At 71.5% G+C, this 17,658-nt stretch carries 19 protein-coding genes and 1 tRNA gene; 11 read left to right on the forward strand and 9 right to left on the reverse strand.

Annotation, left to right across the window (positions count from 1 at the left end):
- Positions 1-86 precede the first annotated feature (86 nt).
- The 3 genes from BMZ92_RS16685 (at position 87) to dps (ending at position 1,710) form a co-directional block, all read left to right on the forward strand.
- On the forward strand, positions 87-659 hold the full coding sequence (locus BMZ92_RS16685; protein ID WP_091508339.1) for an NADPH-dependent FMN reductase: 573 nt from the start codon (positions 87-89) through the stop codon (positions 657-659).
- Positions 660-792: 133 nt separating this feature from the next.
- Complete coding sequence (locus BMZ92_RS16690; protein ID WP_091508342.1) at positions 793-1,218, forward strand: organic hydroperoxide resistance protein; 426 nt, start codon at positions 793-795, stop codon at positions 1,216-1,218.
- An 18-nt stretch (positions 1,219-1,236) separates the two neighbouring features.
- Positions 1,237-1,710 carry a DNA starvation/stationary phase protection protein Dps gene (gene dps / locus BMZ92_RS16695; RefSeq protein WP_091508343.1) on the forward strand — a complete coding sequence of 158 codons (474 nt, stop codon included), beginning with the start codon at positions 1,237-1,239 and terminating at the stop codon, positions 1,708-1,710.
- Between the two features lie 48 nt (positions 1,711-1,758).
- On the opposite strand, the gene BMZ92_RS16700 is transcribed toward dps, so the two are convergent.
- Entirely contained in the window at positions 1,759-3,585 is a 1,827-nt protein-coding gene (locus tag BMZ92_RS16700; protein ID WP_091508345.1) for a S9 family peptidase, read from the reverse strand.
- A 38-nt stretch (positions 3,586-3,623) separates the two neighbouring features.
- Between BMZ92_RS16700 and BMZ92_RS16705 the strand changes: the two genes are divergently transcribed.
- Positions 3,624-4,370 (forward strand): class I SAM-dependent methyltransferase, encoded by a 747-nt coding sequence (locus tag BMZ92_RS16705; protein ID WP_091508347.1) that lies wholly within the window; start codon positions 3,624-3,626, stop codon positions 4,368-4,370.
- Positions 4,371-4,778: 408 nt separating this feature from the next.
- On the opposite strand, the gene BMZ92_RS16710 is transcribed toward BMZ92_RS16705, so the two are convergent.
- The 3 genes from BMZ92_RS16710 to BMZ92_RS16720 form a co-directional block, all read right to left on the reverse strand.
- Positions 4,779-4,852 (reverse strand) — tRNA-Pro (locus tag BMZ92_RS16710).
- Positions 4,853-4,881: 29 nt separating this feature from the next.
- Positions 4,882-5,805 carry a metallophosphoesterase gene (locus tag BMZ92_RS16715; RefSeq protein ID WP_177228735.1) on the reverse strand — a complete coding sequence of 308 codons (924 nt, stop codon included), beginning with the start codon at positions 5,803-5,805 and terminating at the stop codon, positions 4,882-4,884.
- 62 nt (positions 5,806-5,867) lie between these two features.
- Positions 5,868-8,018 carry a transglycosylase domain-containing protein gene (locus BMZ92_RS16720; RefSeq protein WP_091508349.1) on the reverse strand — a complete coding sequence of 717 codons (2,151 nt, stop codon included), beginning with the start codon at positions 8,016-8,018 and terminating at the stop codon, positions 5,868-5,870.
- Between the two features lie 219 nt (positions 8,019-8,237).
- Here BMZ92_RS16720 and BMZ92_RS16725 point away from each other — a divergent pair, with 219 nt between their 5' ends.
- Positions 8,238-8,525, forward strand: coding sequence for a WhiB family transcriptional regulator (locus BMZ92_RS16725; RefSeq protein ID WP_091508350.1), 288 nt, complete (start codon positions 8,238-8,240; stop codon positions 8,523-8,525).
- Here the strand turns inward: BMZ92_RS16725 and bagB are convergent.
- Both bagB and bagA read right to left on the reverse strand, forming a co-directional pair.
- A complete protein-coding gene (gene bagB / locus BMZ92_RS16730) occupies positions 8,522-9,637 on the reverse strand; it encodes an ATPase BagB (RefSeq protein ID WP_091508352.1) in 1,116 nt (371 codons plus the stop codon). The two genes, BMZ92_RS16725 and bagB, sit on opposite strands and share 4 nt — an antisense overlap.
- Positions 9,637-10,641: an ATPase BagA gene (gene bagA / locus BMZ92_RS16735; RefSeq protein WP_091508446.1), complete on the reverse strand. Its 1,005-nt coding sequence runs from the start codon at positions 10,639-10,641 to the stop codon at positions 9,637-9,639. The genes bagB and bagA overlap by 1 nt, the downstream gene beginning before the upstream one ends.
- A gap of 108 nt (positions 10,642-10,749) precedes the next feature.
- Between bagA and sp36 the strand changes: the two genes are divergently transcribed.
- Genes sp36 through BMZ92_RS16765 form a run of 6 tightly spaced genes read left to right on the forward strand, consistent with a single transcriptional unit; the run spans position 10,750 to position 14,717 of the window.
- Positions 10,750-10,911, forward strand: coding sequence for a Sp36 family protein (gene sp36 / locus BMZ92_RS16740; protein ID WP_020669673.1), 162 nt, complete (start codon positions 10,750-10,752; stop codon positions 10,909-10,911).
- The gene (locus tag BMZ92_RS16745) at positions 10,908-11,360 is read left to right on the forward strand and encodes a RidA family protein (RefSeq protein WP_091508353.1); all 453 of its coding nucleotides are present in this window, start codon (positions 10,908-10,910) and stop codon (positions 11,358-11,360) included. Before sp36 ends, BMZ92_RS16745 begins: the two co-directional genes overlap by 4 nt.
- Before the next feature lies 1 nt (position 11,361).
- Positions 11,362-11,982 (forward strand): hypothetical protein, encoded by a 621-nt coding sequence (locus tag BMZ92_RS16750; protein WP_091508355.1) that lies wholly within the window; start codon positions 11,362-11,364, stop codon positions 11,980-11,982.
- Between the two features lie 36 nt (positions 11,983-12,018).
- Positions 12,019-13,131 carry a hypothetical protein gene (locus tag BMZ92_RS16755; protein ID WP_091508356.1) on the forward strand — a complete coding sequence of 371 codons (1,113 nt, stop codon included), beginning with the start codon at positions 12,019-12,021 and terminating at the stop codon, positions 13,129-13,131.
- A 30-nt stretch (positions 13,132-13,161) separates the two neighbouring features.
- Positions 13,162-13,956, forward strand: a complete 795-nt coding sequence (locus BMZ92_RS16760) for an NUDIX hydrolase (protein WP_425425818.1) — start codon at positions 13,162-13,164, stop codon at positions 13,954-13,956.
- Complete coding sequence (locus BMZ92_RS16765; RefSeq protein WP_091508358.1) at positions 13,953-14,717, forward strand: MBL fold metallo-hydrolase; 765 nt, start codon at positions 13,953-13,955, stop codon at positions 14,715-14,717. Before BMZ92_RS16760 ends, BMZ92_RS16765 begins: the two co-directional genes overlap by 4 nt.
- Here the strand turns inward: BMZ92_RS16765 and BMZ92_RS16770 are convergent.
- The 3 genes from BMZ92_RS16770 to BMZ92_RS16780 form a co-directional block, all read right to left on the reverse strand.
- Entirely contained in the window at positions 14,714-15,943 is a 1,230-nt protein-coding gene (locus tag BMZ92_RS16770) for an MFS transporter (RefSeq protein WP_091508360.1), read from the reverse strand. The two genes, BMZ92_RS16765 and BMZ92_RS16770, sit on opposite strands and share 4 nt — an antisense overlap.
- A gap of 493 nt (positions 15,944-16,436) precedes the next feature.
- Positions 16,437-17,111, reverse strand: a complete 675-nt coding sequence (locus tag BMZ92_RS16775; RefSeq protein ID WP_091508361.1) for a Crp/Fnr family transcriptional regulator — start codon at positions 17,109-17,111, stop codon at positions 16,437-16,439.
- Between the two features lie 230 nt (positions 17,112-17,341).
- A complete protein-coding gene (locus BMZ92_RS16780) occupies positions 17,342-17,593 on the reverse strand; it encodes a hypothetical protein (RefSeq protein WP_091508363.1) in 252 nt (83 codons plus the stop codon).
- Between the last annotated feature and the right edge of the window lie 65 nt (positions 17,594-17,658).

Raw genomic sequence — 17,658 nt, forward strand, 5'->3', positions numbered from 1 at the left:
CGAGTAGGCAGCGGGGCCAGCTGTGATCGGGGCCTCCGTCCCAAATCCTGGTCCTCCACTTAAGTAGAGGAGTTAGCCTCGAAGGCGTGACTTCCTCCTCGGTGATCAACGTCGTCGGCATCGGTGGTTCCCTGCGCGCGGGCTCGCAGTCCGAACGCGCACTGCGCATCGCGCTGGCGGGAGCGGAGGAAGCGGGCGCGCGCACGCAGGCGATCACCGGCAGCGAACTCGTGCTGCCGTTCTACGACTCCGGGATCCCCGAACGGACGCCCGAGGCGGAACGGCTCGTCGAAGCCGTGCGCGGCGCGGACGGGCTGATCATCGTCTCGCCCGGGTACCACGGCGCCCTGTCCGGGCTGGTCAAGAACGCACTGGACTACCTCGAGGACCTGCGCCCCGACACCCGCCCGTACCTCGACGGCCGGGGCGTCGGCCTGATCGCCGTCGCCTTCGGCTGGCAGGCCGCGGTCACGACGCTCGACCAGCTCCGCACCATCACGCACGCCCTCCGCGGCTGGCCGACGCCGCTCGGCGGCGCGATCAACTCCGCGGAGGTCAAGTTCGACGAGGCGGGCGGCGCGTCGGAGGAGAAGGTCGTCAACACCCTCCGCCTCATCGGGCGGCACGTGACCGAGTTCGCTCGCGACCGCCGCCGCTGAAGGGTTCGCCACGGGCGCGTGCGGGTATTCCCGGTGGTGAGAACAGCCATGCCCCGGCACGGTGACGCCCGTGCGGATCGTTGTCCCCAGTGGGAAGCTGGAACTCCCCCAGGGACAGGAGGTGCGGACGACGATGGTCGACGTGGTGTACACGGCGGTCGCGACGGCGCGCGGTGACGGCCGCAACGGCGAGGTCACCTCGTCCGACGGCGTGATCGACGAGCAGCTCGCGGTGCCGAAGGAGATGGGTGGACCCGGCGGCGAGCGCACCAACCCGGAGCAGCTGTTCGCCGCGGGGTACTCGGCGTGCTTCCACGGTGCGTTGCAGGCGGTCGCCCGCGGCGCGAAGGTGAAGCTGACCGACTCCACGGTGACCGCCGAGGTTTCGATCGGCAAGGACGGCGACGCCTTCGGGCTCGCCGTGAAACTGGAGGCGTACCTGCCCGGGCTGGAGCAGGGGCAGGCGAACGAGCTGGTCGCGCAGGCGCACCAGGTGTGCCCGTACTCCCGAGCCACCCGCGGCAACATCGAGGTCGAGGTCACCGCCAAGACCTCCTGACAGAGAGGAAGTCCCGCCATGAACTCTCCGATCAAGAGCCCGCTCCCGGAGAGCGACAAGGAAGTCACCGGCAACGTCCTGCAGGCGACGCTGGTCGACCTCATCGACCTCTCGCTGATCGCGAAGCAGGCCCACTGGAACGTGGTGGGCTCGAACTTCCGCAGCGTGCACCTGCAGCTCGACGAGCTGGTGTCCACCGCCCGCAACTACGTGGACGAGGTGGCCGAGCGCGCCAACGCGATCGGCGTTTCGCCCAACGGCAAGGCGAAGACGGTCGTCGAGAGCTCGGGTCTGCCCGACTACCCGGACAACTGGCAGAGCGTCGAGTCGACCATCGCCGCGATCGTCGACATCCTCGCCGAGGAGATCGCGCGCCTGCGCAAGCGCATCGACGAGACCGACAAGAGCGACCTGGTCACCCAGGACCTCCTGATCGAGATCACCCGTGCGCTCGAAGAGGCGCACTGGATGTGGCAGGCCCAGCAGGCCTGACCCCGCGTCACGAGCAAGCCCCGCCGGTCGCCCGGCGGGGCTTTTTCGTCACTTCTCCAGCGCCCGCAACGCGAAGTACACCTCGGTCGCGGTCTGCTTGACGGTCTCCGCGGTGACGAGCGAGCCGTGCCCGGCGTCGTACCGGTAGAACTCGTACGGCCGCTGAAGCTCGGCGAGCCGGTCGAGGTAGTTCTCGATCTGCCGGATCGGGCAGCGCGGGTCGTTGTCGCCCGCGAGCACCAGCACGGGCGCCCGGACCGCTTCGACGTACGTGAGGGGCGAGCACTCGCGGTACACGTCGGGCACGGTTTCCGGCGAGCCGCCGAACAACGCGCGGTCGAAGGACCGCAGCTGCTCCATCTCGTCCTCGTACGCGGCGACGTAGTCCGCGACCGGCACCGCGGCCACCCCGGCCGCCCAGCGCTCCGGCTGCGTGCCGATCGCGAGCAGCGTCAGGTACCCGCCCCACGAGCCGCCGGAGACCACGCACTTCGCCGGGTCGGCCAGTCCGCTGTCGACGGCCCAGTCGTGCACCGCGGCGACGTCCTCCAGCTCGGTCAGCCCTGGGCGTCCTTCGATCGCGTCCCGCCAGGCCGAGCCGTAGCCCGTGGACCCGCGGTAGTTGACCTCGACGACGGCGAACCCGGCGTCCAGCCACACCGCCCGGTACGCCGAGAAGCGGTCCTCGTCCGCCGAGTGCGGCCCGCCGTGCAGGGTGAACACGGTCGGCAGCGGCCCCTCGGGCGCGTTGACCGGCCGCGCGACGAGCGCGTGCACGCGGCCGCCCGGCCCCTCGACGAACGCGTCCACGACCGGCGCGGACGGCGGCGCCGGCTCACCGGGCGGCGCCAGCAGCACCGTGTCCGTCCCGTCCTCGGCGCGTGCCCTGATCACCGGCGGGTGCGCGGCGTTGGACCACGAGTACTCGACCGTGCCGTCCGGGCGGACGCTCGCCCCGCCGATCCGGCCCTTCGGGGTGTCCAAAGAGGTCAGCTCGGCCGTGCCGAGGTCGTAGCGGTACAGCGAGCTGCGGCCCTGGTGGAAGTGGACGACGAGCAGCGCGTCCGCCGCCGGGTACCAGGTGGCGGAGACCTCGCCGGGCAGGTCGAGCGACAGCTCTTCCTCGGTGTCGGCCGCGACGTCCCAGATCAGCAGCTCCTCGCGGCCACGGCGTTCGTGCAGCACGAGCAGCCGCGCGTCACCGGACACCGGGGAGAACTCCAGCGGGGTCAGGCCCTTGCCCTCGCCGTCCCACTTCTCGGCGACGGTGGTGAGGCCGTCGGTCGCGTACACGCGGACCGCCGGGTGCCGGGAGTCGCCGTGTTCGGAGTGGGAGATCGCGAGCAGCCGCTCGTCGCGGGACAGCGCGGCGATGCCGGCGTCGTCCTTGCTGGCGTAGAAGCGTTCCGTCTTGCCGTCGACGTGCACGAACAGCTCGCTGCCGTCGTCGGTCGAGACACCCACGGCGATGAGCCGGTGCCCGATCTCCAGCCCGGCCGGGTACCCGTCGTGCACGTCCGGCAGCGCGCGTTCCGCCGGGCCACCGGCGAAGGGCTCCCGCACCCACGAGCCGAACTCGTCGCCGTCGGTGTCGTCGAACCACCAGATCGACTCGCCGTCCGGCGAGGTGGTGGCGCTGAGCGTGCCGTTGGGGCGGTTCGTGACCTGGCGGTGCTCGCCGGTCGCGCGGTTCCAGGCGTAGACCTCCCAGACGCCGCTCGCGTTCGACACGTAGATGTTCGCGTCGGGCGCGTCGAGGGCCCAGTCCGGCACGGACACGCGCGGGGCGTGGAAGCGGGCGCGCCAGCGGGCCTCGGCCTCGGGATCGGCGAAGAGGCGGTCGGGGATGACGGCGGGCGGGTGCTGAGTGGTCACCCCTCGATCCTGCCAGGTGCTGCCCGTACGGTGGGCGTGTGCTGGAGGGATACGCGCCCGGGTTCTCCGATGACGTGCTGTCGATGATGTCGGCACGCAGCGCGAGCGACCGGGCCGCTTTCTTGCTGCGGTCGCTGCGGCCGGGGATGCTGGTGCTCGACGTCGGGTGCGGTCCGGGCAGCATCACGAGGGGCTTCGTGCCGCTCGTCGGTGAGGGCAGGGTGCTCGGCGTCGACGTGGAACCGCGGCAGTTCCTCCGAGAGTCCACTGTGGACTTCGTCGCGGGCTCGGTGTACGCGCTGCCCGTGCCGTCGGAGAGCGTGGACGTGGTTTTCGCGCACGCGTTGTTCGAGCACCTGGGCAGACCGGTCGAGGCGCTGCGGGAGATCCGCCGCGTGCTCAGGCCCGGGGGCACGCTCGCTCTGTCCACTTCGGACTGGAGTCGGGCACGCCTGCGCCCGAAGACCGTGAACGTGGTGGCCGCGCTGCGCGGGCACTACCTGTTGCGCCGCCGCGCGGGCGGCGATCCGTTCGCGGGCAAGCACATCGCGTCGTACGCCGAGCAGGCCGGGTTCCGCGAGATCCACACCCATGCGCGCTTTCGTCCGGACATGGGGTACCGGGAGCTGGCCCGGTACGTCGAGTCCCGCCTGGACGCGGCGCTGTCGGCGTCTTCGGAGGACCGGGACCAGCTGGCCAGCGCGGCCCGTTCGGCCTGGGCTTGGTCGCACGCCGGGGATGGCGATTTCCTGCAGTGCTGGGAGGAGCTACTGGCGGTGAAGTGATTCGGGGGTTCGGGCCTTCGGGTGCGGTTGGGGCCCCTTCCTGCGCGAGGGTCTTACGGTGGGGCGGGCGCGTCAAGGGCGCCTGACGGCGTCGCTTCGCGATGGCTGCGCCACCCTTGACCCACCCGCCCCACCGCAAGGATCCGCAGGGAGGAAGGGGCAAGCCGGGGACTGCCCCAACCACACCAGACCCACCGTTGCCGTCTCACCTTCACGGAGGGCAAGCACCCCACCCCTCCCAGCACCGCGCTCCCCACGGTGAGGCTTCCTTCGAGACCGGCACCGTGAGCGGGGGGTCCAGGGGGGCGAAGCCCTCCCTGGCGGGGGTCTGGGGGTTCGACCCCCAGGAGACAAAAAGGAAGATCCCCGTCTGCGCTTTCCGCAGACAGGGATCTCCCAGATCTTCCGTCGGGGTGGCGGGATTTGAACCCACGACCTCCTCGACCCGAACGAGGCACGCTACCAAGCTGCGCCACACCCCGATGTACTGCTTGCCGGGCCGGGTAGAAGTCTAGCGGATGTCGCTGCGGGCTTTTCGGGGGGTGTCCTCCTGGTGGCGTTCGCCCGGGGTGGGGCGGGGGACGAGGGTCAGGAGGGTGGCTTCGGGCGGGCAGGCGAAGCGGGCCGGGGCGTAGGGGGACGTGCCGAGCCCGGCGGAGACGTGGAGCCACATGTGGGCTCCCCAGCGGGAGGCGCCGCGGGCGCGGGACCGGTCGAGTTCGCAGTTGGTGACCAGTGCGCCGATGCCGGGGATGCGGAGTTGTCCGCCGTGGGTGTGGCCCGCGAGGACGAGGTCGTACCCGTCGGCGGCGAAGGGGTCCAGCACGCGGGGTTCGGGCGAGTGGGTGACGCCGATGCGCAGGACGGCGGGGTCGGCGGGGCCGGCGATCTGGTTGTACCGGTCGCGGCGCAGGTGGGGGTCGTCGAGGCCGGCGGCGAAGATCCGCTGGCCGTCGATGTCGAAGGTGCGGCGGACGTGGGTGAGGTCGAGCCAGCCGTGTTCGACGAACGCCGCCCGCAGGTCGCGCCAGGGCAGGTGGTTGCCGTGGATCCGCTTCTTCTTGCCGCGCGGCATGAGGTAGCGGGCGGGGTTCTTGGGCTTGGGGGCGTAGTAGTCGTTGCTGCCGAAGACGAACACGCCGGGCCGCTCGAGCAGGGAGCCCAGCGCGCGCAGCACGTACGGCACGGCCTGCGGGTGGGCGAGGTTGTCCCCGGTGTTCACCACGAGGTCCGGTTCGAGCTCCCCGAGCGCGGCGACCCAGCGTTGCTTGGACTTCTGGCTCGGCATCATGTGCAGGTCGGAGATGTGCAGGACCCTCAGCGGCCGCGCCCCCGGGGCGAGGACGGGCAGCTCCGCCTGCCGCAGCGTCCAGTGCCGCCGCTCGATGCCGACCGCGTAGCCGAGCGTGGCCGCGCCGAGCGCCACGGTCCCCACGGCCAGACGGGCCGCGCTCCTGTAGTCACCGTCCGTACTCACGAAGCCGAGGATACTGGCCGCTAGTGCTCGTACGCCGGGTCCGACGCCGGCAGCGGCAGGGCGGGCTGGTCGCCGAGGATGGCCTTCATCGCGCCGAACCACGTCCTCGCCGGGGCCTTCCCACCGAACATGTTCCCGTTCGAGCAGGGGGTCACGTTGCCCTGGCCGTCGCACAGGCCGCCGACCGGGCTGTCCGGCCGGAACACCATCGCGGCTCCGGCGAGCTGCGGGGTGGCCCCGACGAACGCCGCCGAACCGCTCTCCTGCGTGGTCCCGGTCTTGCCGATCATCGGCCGGGTCCAGCCCGCCGCCTGGGCGGCGCCACGCGACGTGCCGTCGGTGTCGTCCCTGCTCATGCCGACGGCGAGGCTGTTCGCGAGCCCTTCCGGCACCGCCTGCTCACAGGCCGCTTCCTTGACCTGGACCGGTTTGCCGTCGCGGTCGCTGACCCCCATGATCGGCGTCGGCGGGCACCACACGCCGCCGCTCATGATCGTCGCCGCCACGTTGGCCAGCTCGAGGCCGCTCGTCGGGCTCACCCCGAGCGTGAACGCGCCGAGGCCGTTCTGGGAAATGCCGCCCGGCCCGTAGTACTTCTGCTGCGGCATGCTGTACGCGGGGTTCTTGTTGCCCGGGTCGACCGCTCCGCCGTTGGCGGCGTTGGACGCCATGGTGTTGCGCATGCCCAGCCTGCGGGCCATGTCGAGCACCGCGCCCAGCCCCGCCTGCTCCTCGAGGATGACGAACCCGGTGTTCGGCGACGTCGCGAGCGCCTGCTGCAGGCTCATCGACGGCCCGTAGTTGGACTCGCCGTAGTTTTGCAGGCAGTAGGCCCACGTGCCCCGGCCGATCTGGGGACAACCGGGTTTCTGGCCGCTGACGAACACCCTCGACGCGTACGACTGCGGGGTCTGGATCGTGCTGTAGATCCCCACCTTGTGCTGTTCCAGCGCGGCCGCCGCGGTGAAGATCTTGTAGCTCGACCCCGCACCGGTCACGTTCGAGACGTCTGAGGGCAGCGCGTACGTCGTCTGGCCCTTGCTCGCGTCCGTGCCGTAGTCGCGGTTCGCGGCGAGCGCGACCACCTCGTGCCGGTCCTTCCCCGGCCGCACCAGGGAAAGCGTGTTCGCCACGTTCTTCTGCGTCTTGCGCACCTGCGCCTCGGCGGAGAGCTTCGCCTGGTGCTGGGCGTTCTGGTCCATGGTCGTGCGGATGGTGTATCCGCCCGTGTACAGGTCCTCCTTGCTCATCCCGTTCGTGAGCAGGTAGTCCTGCACGTACTGGCAGAAGAACCCGTTCTCCGGCCCGGCGCCGGTGCAGTTCGCGGCGGGCTTCGACGGCCCGTCCGGCACCACGCCCAGCGGCTCCGCCTTGAAGCGCTCCGCGTCTGCGGGCGCGAGTTTCCGGTTCTCCACCATGCGGTCCAGCACCAGGTTGCGCCGCTCGGTCGCGCGCTCCGGGTGGCTCCACGGGTCGTAGAACGGCGGGTTGTTCACCATGCCGGCCAGCAACGCGGCCTGCGGCACGGTCAGTTTTTCCGCGGTGGTGCCGAAGTAGGCCTGCGCGGCCGCGCCGACGCCGTAGATCTTGCGTGAGAACTCGACGACGTTCAGGTAGCTCGTGAGGATCTGCTGCTTGTCCATTTTGGACTCGAGCTGGATCGCGATCCGCGCTTCCTTGAGCTTGCGGGCGAGCGACTGCTCCTGCGCCTTCTTCTGCCCCACCTCGTCGTCGCGGTAGATGACGTTGATCAGGTAGTTCTTCACGTACTGCTGCGTCAGCGTCGAAGCGCCCTGCGTCTCCCCGCCGGCGCTGTTGCTCAGCGCCGCGCGGATGGTGCCCTTCCAGTCCACGCCGTGGTGCTCGTAGAACCGGCGGTCCTCGACGGACACCAGCGCCCACTTCATCGCGTCGTTGATCTGGTCGGCCGCGGTCGGGATGCGGTACTGGTCGTACAGCGTCGCGATCGGGTTGCCCGCCGAGTCGGTGATGGTGGTGACCAGCGGCGGCGGCACGTTCGCGAGCTCGGCGGACATGCTGTCCACCGTCTCGCTCGCCCTGTTCGACGCGACGCCCGCCGCCCCGACGATCGGGAACAGCACCCCCGCGACGAGGATCCCGGCGAGCAGGCACAGACCGAGCAGCTTGAACAGACCATCCGTCTTCCGCACGCAGCCAAGAGTAGTGGGAACCGGGCGAACCCCGCCGCGCCGCCGCACCCGATACCACGAGAACTGCCCTCGCGCGACGTGTTCCGGTAACGAATTGCCCGCGGGATCTTGGCGAGTGGAACCGGATGGTCCTACAGTCCGTCAACGTCTCACGTACCCGGTGCCGGGGAGGCGCCGGGGGAACGACCGACGTGAGCCGAGGGTGAGGAGCTGGGGGCAATGGAATCCATCGAACGGAGCTGGCGGGCCGACGCGCTCTGCCGGGACACCGATCCCGACGAGCTGTTCGTCCGGGGCGCCGAGCAGAACCGGGCCAAAGTCGTGTGCATGGGCTGCCCGGTCCGCACGGAATGCCTCGCGGAGGCGCTGGACAGCAGGATCGACTTCGGTATCTGGGGTGGCATGACCGAACGCGAGCGCCGCGCCCTGCTGCGGCGCCGGCCGGACGTCACGTCGTGGTCGGAACTGCTGGAATCGGCCAAGCGCGAATATGTGAAAGCGGGCTAGGCCGATCCTGCCGCGAGCCGGTCTCCGATGTCGCGGAGGCCGGCCACGTCGTGCACGTCGCTCGGCAGCGCGGGCACCCGCACGATCGGCACCTCCGGGTGCGCCCTGGTGAAGCGCGCGAGCAACCGCTCCTCGCGTTCCGCCAGCGCCACCCGGTCGGCGTGCAGCCGCAGCACCGCGGTCGCCAGCGGCGCGCTCGACTCCAGGCGCTCCGCCGCGGAGATCGCCGCGGTGGCCGACAGGTCCGCGAGCACGGGGTGGGTCCGGTTCGCGACCAGTCCCGACAGCGGCATGTGCTCGCTCGACAGCCGGTCCACGAAGTAGCTGGCCTCGCGCAGCGCGTCGGGCTCGGGCGCGGCGACGACGAGGAACGACGTGCCCTGCGAGCGCAGCAGTTCCTGCGTCTTGCGCGCACGCTCGCGGAAGCCGCCGAACATCGTGTCGAAAGCCTGCATGAACGCCGACGCGTCGGCCAGCAGCTGGCCGCCGATGATCGTCGAAACGGCCTTCGCGAACATCGAGAACCCGGCGGTGACGACCTTGCGCAGGCCCCACCCGCCGGCCTTCGCCGGCGCGGTGAGCAGGCGGATCATCCGCCCGTCCAGCGCGCTGGACAGCCGGGTCGGCGCGTCGAGGAAGTCCAGCGCCGACCGGCTCGGCGGGGTGTCCACGACTATGAGGTCCCAGTCACCCGTCGCCGCGAGCTGGCCGAGCTTCTCCATCGCCATGTACTCCTGCGTGCCGGAGAACGACGTGGAAATGGTCTGGTAGAAGGGGTTCGCGAGCAGCTGCTCGGCGCGGTCCGGCCCGGCGTGCGCACGCACCATGTCGTCGAAGGTGCGGCGCATGTCCAGCATCATCGCCCACAGCTCACCCTTGGGCTCGAAACCCTCGACCTGCACCTGACGTGGATGGTTGCCCAGTTCGCGCAACCCGAGCGCCTGCGCGAGGCGGCGCGCCGGGTCGATGGTGAGGACGACGGTCTGGCGGCCCCGCTCGGCCGCCCGCAGCGCGAGCGCCGCGGCGGTGGTGGTCTTGCCGACCCCGCCCGAACCGCAGCAGACGATCACCCGGGTCTCCGGGGCGTCGATCAGCTTGTCCACGTCGAGCATCAGCGCACTCCCTGCTGCACCAGGGTCTCGGCGATGTCGTACAACGCCGCGACGTCCACGCCGTGGGTCAGGTCGGGCACCTCCAGCGTCGGCAGGTCGGCCTCCGCCAGCTGCTCGCGGGCCCGCTGCTCGGCGGCGATCCCGATCGCGTGCTCCACCGTCTCCTCCACCAGGGCCTCCAGCGTGGCCGTCGGCAGTTCGAGCCCGGCCGACGCGAGCCCGGTCCGCACGCGCTCGGCGTCCACCCGGCCGTCCGCGGCGGCGGTGAGCGAGCGCGCGGTCAGCCGCGGCGGGCGCACCCGGTTGACGAACACCGCGCCGGGCCGCAGGTCGGCGCCGTCCAGTTCGGCGACGGCCTCCACCGTCTCCCGCACCGGCATCTCCTCCAGCAGCGTCACCAGGTGCACCGCGGTCTCACCCGAGTGCAGCAGCCGCACGACCCCGTCGGCCTGGCCGCGGATCGGGCCGGTGCGGGCGAGGTCGGTGAGGGCCTTGGTGACGTCGAGGAACTTGACGACCCTGCCGGTGGGCGGCGCGTCGACGACCACCGCGTCGTAGGTGTGCCTGCCGTCGGACTCCGTCCGCCCGACGCACTCCTTGATCTTCCCGGTGAGCAGGACGTCCCGCAGTCCCGGCGCGAGCGTCGTGGCGAACTCGATCGCGCCCATCCGGCGCAGGGTCCGGCCGGCGAAGCCCAGGTTGTAGAACATCTCGAAGTACTCGAGCAGCGCCGCCTCGACGTCGATGTGCAGCGCGCGCAGCTCCCCGCCGCCGGGCGCGGAGGCGACGCGCTGTTCGGCGTAGGGCAGCGGTTCGGTGTCGAAGAGCTGGGCGAAACCCTGCCTGCCCTCGACCTCGATCAACAGCACCCGCCGCCCGTCGCGGGCCAGCGCGAGCCCCAGTGCCGCGGCGAGCGTGGTCTTGCCGGTGCCGCCCTTGCCGGTCACGAAGTGCAGCCGGGCGCGGACGAGTTCGTCGGTCCAGCCGGGCAGGGGTGTGCTCACCACCGCAGCGTAAATCAACTCGCACCGTCGTGTCGGGCTCCGGTGACGCACTGTGAGACAGGTCAGGCGGATCAGCCCGGGCTTGATCCGGTGGCTAGTCTCCCCACCATGAGCGCCACAAAGTGGGAGTACGCCACGGTTCCGCTGCTGATCCACGCGACCAAGCAGATCCTCGACCAGTGGGGCGAGGACGGCTGGGAGCTGGTCACGGTGCTGCCGAACCCGAGTGGGGAGCAGCACGTGGCCTACCTCAAGCGGGCCAAGTCGTGAGCTGGTCGCAGCGGCTGGCCGAGCTCGGCATCACGCTGCCGGAGGTCGCCGCGCCGGTGGCGGCGTACGTCCCGGCGGTCCGCAGCGGTGCGCAGGTCTTCACGTCGGGCCAGCTGCCGTTCGTCGAGGGTGAGCTCGCCGCGACGGGCAAGGTCGGCGGCGAGGTGAGCCCGGAGGAGGCGAAGCGCCACGCGCGCACGTGCGTGCTGAACGCGCTCGCGGCCGTGGACGCGCTCGTCGGGATCGACTCGGTGGTCCGGGTCGTCAAGGTCGTCGGGTTCGTGGCGTCCGCCGAGGGGTTCACCGGGCAGCCCGCGGTGGTCAACGGGGCGTCCGAGGTGCTCGGCGAGATCTTCGGGGAAGCGGGCGCGCACGCGCGTTCGGCGGTGGGGGTGGCCGAGCTGCCGCTGGGGTCGCCGGTCGAGGTCGAACTGATCGTGGAGGTCTGACATGGATCCGGACATCGAAGCCGCTTGTCACGAGCTGCTCCTGCGCCTGGCCGGCCGGATGCCGGACCAGCTGCTGTGGCGCTACCGGGACTGGCTCGGCGAGGGCGCGATGACGACGCTCGCGCGGACCCTGCCCCGCACTTTGCTAAAGCACAATATTGACCTCGACCAACCGGAGTATCGCCTGCTGGTCGCGGGGCTGGTGCCGCACGGGGCCGATTGGCACCAGGTGAGTTCCACTCTTGGGGTGGACGAGGCCCCGGAGAACCGGTACACATTCACGGGGAGTGCGCCCGATCGGGTGAACTCCGTGGACTCAGTGTCCGCGTTGGTGCACGCAACGTTGCGTGGCCGGCCGGACGTGGGCGAGGTGCGGCAGAGCTGGCGGCACGGCGAAGGCGAGGAGCTGAAGCGCGTGCTGCTGATCACCGCGCTGGCCGGCCTGCCGAGGCTGACCGGTGAGCTGCAGCGGGTCCTTCGGGTGCTGGGCGACGAGGAGCCCAGCGTCGAGGTGATGCCGCCGAAGTTCGACCTCCCCGCGTACCACCGAGCCGCGCTGGCCAGTTCGGAGCTGGTCTGCACGGGAGCAGTGGACACCGGGCACCGCCTCGCCGCTGCGTAACGGCTCGCTCGCCACGGGCGGGCTGCTGGGAGGAGAATCGTGGAGGTCCACAGTGACGCCGCGGGTCTGGGAACCGACGGGTTCGCGGTCCCGCTGCGGCTGCACAACCTGCTGCTCGCGCTGGCCGGACGGCTGGACGACAGCGCACTGTCCGAAGCGCGCGAGCTGACGGCGCGGGCCCGCCTCGACGAGGCAGCCGAGCTGACGACGGGTGCGCTCATCGCGGGCAGGCTGCCGGTGCGCGAGTCGGAGCAGCACGAACTCGGCCTCGTGCTGGAGCTGAGCCGTTCCGACGCCACGCTCGCCGAGCACCTCACGGTCGACGACGCCGAAGCCGACAACGGTGTGTTGCACCACTTCACCGGCGACAACCAGCCCGAGCGCGGGATCGCCGACGCGCTGGACCGCACCCTGCAGGTCCTGCCGGACCTGCGGTCGGTGCACGCCGTGTGGCGCAACACCCCGGCCGGCAGCGTGCCCGGCCCGCTGCCGCAGCGGGTCGTGCTCGTCGAGATCGGCCCGGAGGGCAACCCGCCCGCGGCGGCGTACCGGATCGACGCGGCGTTGCGCCGCAACGGGATCCGCGCGGTCGTCGAGGTCACCGGTCCCGGCGCCGAGCGCACCCGCTACCACGACCAGGCGCTGAACTCGGCCGTCGCGGTGTGGCTGGCCGGTGCGTCCAACGGTGCTCCGGCGCCGAGCCGCCCGGCGCCCGCGAAGGCCGCTGCCACGGCGAAGGAGAAGTCGGGCAGGCACGTCGCGGCGGACGCCAAGGACGAGGAGCCTGTCCCGGCCGAGCAGTCGCAGAAGGGCCCTGGGCACAAGTTCGGGCCGCGCGAGGAGCCGCCGGAGACGCGGGCCGAGGCCACGACGGACCTCAGCTCGGCCGAGGTGGCCCAGCTGCGGGCCGCGCTCGCCGAGGACCCGGAGAAGGGCAAGGCCATCGCGTCCGCGGTGATCGGGCCCGGCGAGGTCGTCGAGATCCCGGAGCTGGACCTCAACGACCCGCAGCTGTCCGAACGCGACCGCCAGCTGCTGCGTGAGCTGCACGCCGAGCTGGCCGAGCGTGAGCGCGCCGAGGCGTCGAAGGTCCGCACCAACGGTTCCGGTGACGACCAGCGCTGGGTGGACGGGTTCTCGGGAGCCTGACGGCCGCGTAAGTTGCTTGGCGTGCCTCAACTGAATTTCGAGCTGCCCGCCGGGGTGCAGTTCTCCGACGAGCCGTTGCCGAACCCGCCGGTGCCGCGTGACGCGGCGACCGTGATCCTGTTGCGCGACACCGCGAACGGCCTCGAGGTGTTCCTGCAGCGGCGGGTGGCGGCGATGGCGTTCGCCGCCGGCATGACGGTGTTCCCCGGCGGCGGGGTGGACGCGCGGGACGCGGACGCCTCGGTCCGCTGGGCCGGTCCGCCCGCGGCCGAGTGGGCGCGGTGGTTCGGCGGTACGGAACCGGTGGCCCGCGCGCTCGTGTGCGCCGCGGTGCGGGAGACGTTCGAGGAGTCCGGTGTGCTGCTGGCCGGCACCGAGGACGGTGTGGTCGCCGACGCGAACCGGTACGCGGACGCCCGGCGGCAATTGGTGTCCCGTGAGCTCTCGCTGGCCGCGTTCCTCGACGGCGCGGGGCTGACCCTGCGCGCGGACCTGCTCCGCCCGTGGGCCCACTGGATCACCCCACCCCAGGAGACGCGCCGGTACGACACCCGGTTCTTCGTCGCTGTCCTGCCCGAAGGCCAGCGCGCCGACGGGGAGACCACCGAGGCGGAGTCGTCGGGCTGGCAGCGACCGCAGGACGCGCTGGCGGACGCCGACGCGGGGCGCAGCATGCTGATGCCGCCGACCTGGTACACGTTGCGCGAGCTGACCGAGTTCGACACGGCGGCGGACGCGCTCGCCGCGGAACGCCGGATCCAGGCCATCATCCCGACGCTCGTCCGCGACGGCGACCGGGTGAGAGTGATCGTGGAGGACGCATGAGCCACCCCGCCTACGGCGAACTCCGGCGCGTGTCCGAAAGCGCTTCCGTACTGCTGGAGAACAACCCGTCCACGATGACGCTGGAGGGCACGAACACGTGGGTGCTGCGTGCGCCCGGTGCCCGCGAATGCGTGCTCGTCGACCCCGGCTACCACGACCTCGACCACCTGCCGAAGCTCGCCGAGCTGGGGCCGGTCGCGTTGATCCTGCTGACCCACCACCACCCGGACCACAGCGAGGGCGCCCCGTGGCTCGCCGAGCGGGTCGGGGCGCCGGTGCGGGCCTTCGACCCGTCGCTGTGCCGTGGCGGTGAGGCGTTCACCGACGGCGAGGTGGTCCGGGCGGCCGGGCTGGAGCTGGAGGTCGTGCACACGCCCGGGCACACCGACGATTCCGTGTGCCTGCGGTACGACGGCCACGTGCTCACCGGCGACACGGTCCTCGGCCGCGGCACGACGGTGCTGTCCGACCTCGGCGCCTACCTCGGCTCGCTGCGCCGCCTGCTGGACCTGCCCGCCGGGTTGCGTGGCTTGCCGGGCCACGGCCCCGAGCTGGCCGAGCTGAAGACGACCGCGCAGGAGTACCTGGACCACCGCGAGCAGCGGCTCGACCAGGTGCGTTCCGCGCTGCGCGTGCTCGGCGAGGACGCCACCCCGAGGCAGATCGTCGAGCACGTCTACGCCGACGTCGACCCGGCGCTGTGGGCCCCCGCAGAGCACAGCGTCCGCGCCCAGCTCGACTACCTGCGCTCCGCCGGTTAGACCAGGACTTCTTCGCGCGCCGGGGCGGGCTTCCGGACGGTCGAGCGCAGCAGCCACACGAGTGCCGCGATCACCAGCCCGGCCGCGCCGGCCGCGAGGAACGACGCCGACGGGCCCGAGTGCTCCACGAGGTAACCGCTCACGGACTGGCCGAACGCCAGCCCGAGGGTGACGGCCGTGAGCACCCAGCCGAACGCCTCGGCCGCCGTGCCCTCCGGTGCGACCAGCTCGATCGCCGCGGAGTGCGTCGCCGACTGCGGGGTGATCATGGCGCCCGCGGCGAGCATCGCGAGCGCCAGCCCCCACAGGCTGGACGGCAGCGCGAGCAGCGCCACGAGGAGCGCGAACGCGGCGAGCAGCACCGGCAGCCGCAGCGACATCGGCCGCGGCCACGGCCGCAGGCTGAACGCGATGCCGAACGCCACCGAGCTGACCGACCACACCGACAGCAGCACGCCGCCGAGCGCGGGTTGTCCCGCCTCGGTCGCGGCCGCGGGCACGGCCACCTCGACGAACCCGATCACGACGCCGAAGCCGAGCGCGGCGAGCGCGAGCGTGCGCATGCCGGGGCCGGCGAGCGCACCCAGCAGCGGCCGCCGCCCGGTGGCGGGCGCGGGGCCCCACGCCCGGACGGCCGGGCTCAGCGCGAACAGCGTGCCGCCGAAGATCATGCACAGTGCGCCCGCGATCATCCCCGTGCCGGGCCAGGGCGCGGCGACGAGCAACCCGGCCAGCCCTGGACCGAGGATGAAGAAGACCTCCATGCTGATGGCCTCGTAGGAGTACGCGGCGTTGCGCGCCTGCTCGGCGGCGACGAGCCGCCCCCACAGCGCCCGCGAGGCGGACCCGACCATCGGCTCGGTGATGCCGATCCCGCCGCTGAGCAGGACGAGCAGCGGGGTGGCGGCGTGCGCCTCGATCGCGAGCGTCAGCGCCGCCATGGCGAGCGCGAACAACGTGATCGTGACGAGCAGGGGACGCGTCGGGCCGAAGCGGTCGATCAACCGCCCCTGCACCACCGAACCCACGGCGACGCCCACGAGCGAGCCCGCGGAAACGAGCCCGGCCGCGGCGAACGAGCCCGTCTCCCGCTGGACGTAGAGCAGCGCCGACAGGCCGATCATCGCGATGGGCAGGCGCGCCAGCAGCGAGGCGATCAGCGGACGGCGCGAGCCGGGAGTGGTGAGGGCGGCACGGTAGTCGGCGAGGGAGACGGACTGGGACATGTGTACCAGTATGCCTCACTCTGGTACGCCTGTACCAGTCGGGGTGCCGTCACCGGTTCAGCGACGGAGGTCTCGGTTGGATAACGGAGCCGGGATTTTTCCGGAAGCCGCGCAACGAACAGGCCACGGCGGCGTCCTTCGGGGTGAACGGCCTTGAACTTCGGGGTAGGGGCCGTGGCATGGTTGACATAACAGAAAACTCCCTCCGGGCATCGGGTCGGGGCCTAAATTCCGGAGGGCGGGGAGCGCGATCCGTCGGGGGATGGCTCGCGCACAGCGAAGGGCCGGTGCGCCACGTCGGGGGTGGCGCCCGGCCCTTCGTTTCGGGGTGCCCCTGCTTGCTCGCTGCGCTCGCTTCGCCGGGGCACTCCGGTCATCGCATTGGGGGTCGGACCCCCAAACCCCCGCCAGGAGGGGCTCCGCCCCCCTGGACCCCCCGGCGCGGTGCGGGTTGTGGGGAATCGTTGCTTTCGGTATCGCTCGCGGGGCTCGCTTACCTTGCGCGGCGGGCTAGGCGTTCTGGGTCGAGGATCAGGACGGACTTGCCTTCCAGGCGGAGCCAGCCTCGGTGGGCGAAGTCGGCGAGGGCCTTGTTGACCGTCTCGCGGCTCGCGCCGACGTACTGGGCGATCTCCTCCTGCGTCAGGTCGTGGGTGACCCGGAGGATGCCCGCCTCCTGGCTGCCGAAGCGCTGCGCCAGCTGCAGCAGCGCCCGCGCCACGCGGCCCGGCACGTCGGTGAAGATCAGCTCGGCGACCATGTTGTTCGTCCGGCGCAGCCTCCGCGCGATCACGCGCAGCAGCTGCTCGGCGATCTCCGGCCGCGTCGAGATCCACTTCCGCAGCGAGGGGCGGTCCATCGTCACCGCACGCACCTCGGTCACGGTCGTCGCGCTCGACGTGCGCGGACCCGGGTCGAAGATCGACAGCTCGCCGAACATGTCGGACGGGCCCGCGATCCACAGCAGGTTCTCGCGCCCGTCCGGCGACTTCCGGCCGATCTTGACCTTGCCGGACAGGATGATGTACAGCTTGTCGCCCGGTTCGCCCTCGGTGAAGATCACGTGACCCCGGGGGAACTCCACGGTCTCCAAGGTCTGCGCGAGCGCCTCGGCCGCGGCCGGTTCGACCCCCTGGAAGATGCCCGCCCGGGCCAGGGTCTCGTCCACCTCGTGCCTCCTCATTGGTGGCGGCAGCGCCCCCGGTGCAGGAGCGTGTCACCGATCACTTGCGTGCAGTCTAGGCCGTTCGGGCGAGATCGCCGCACGGCTCGCCGGGTGGCGGCGTGCGAACGCCCAGGAGGGTGGTGACGATCTCGTCCGATCAGCCAGCTTAACCGCTGCACACGGCGAGTTGACCGAGGGTATGTAAGAGGCGAGGCTCCCCTAACTCACAAGGGTCAGTCCTGTGCGCGGCGTGACCGGAGCTTCGCCGCGCGCCCCCCGAGCCGGCGCAGCCGGAACAGCTCCAGCGCCCGCCCGATGCCGTGCCCGTAGAGCGCCCTGACCTCGTTGGGCCGGGCCTGCTCCAGGAACTCCTCGACCTCCTCCTCCTGCACGGCCACGTGCTTGAGGCGGCTCTCGACGCGCTCCATCGCCAGCGCGAAGAACATCATCACGAGGGGCACGGCTACTACGAACCAGACGGTCATCGACTTCAGATCCTCGCTTGAGTGGGCTCGGTTCTCGCGCCAGTGCGTTCGGTTGTGGCAGTCGG

Origin of the sequence: Amycolatopsis sacchari (assembly GCF_900114035.1) — a bacterium.
Lineage (GTDB): Bacteria > Actinomycetota > Actinomycetes > Mycobacteriales > Pseudonocardiaceae > Amycolatopsis_E > Amycolatopsis_E sacchari.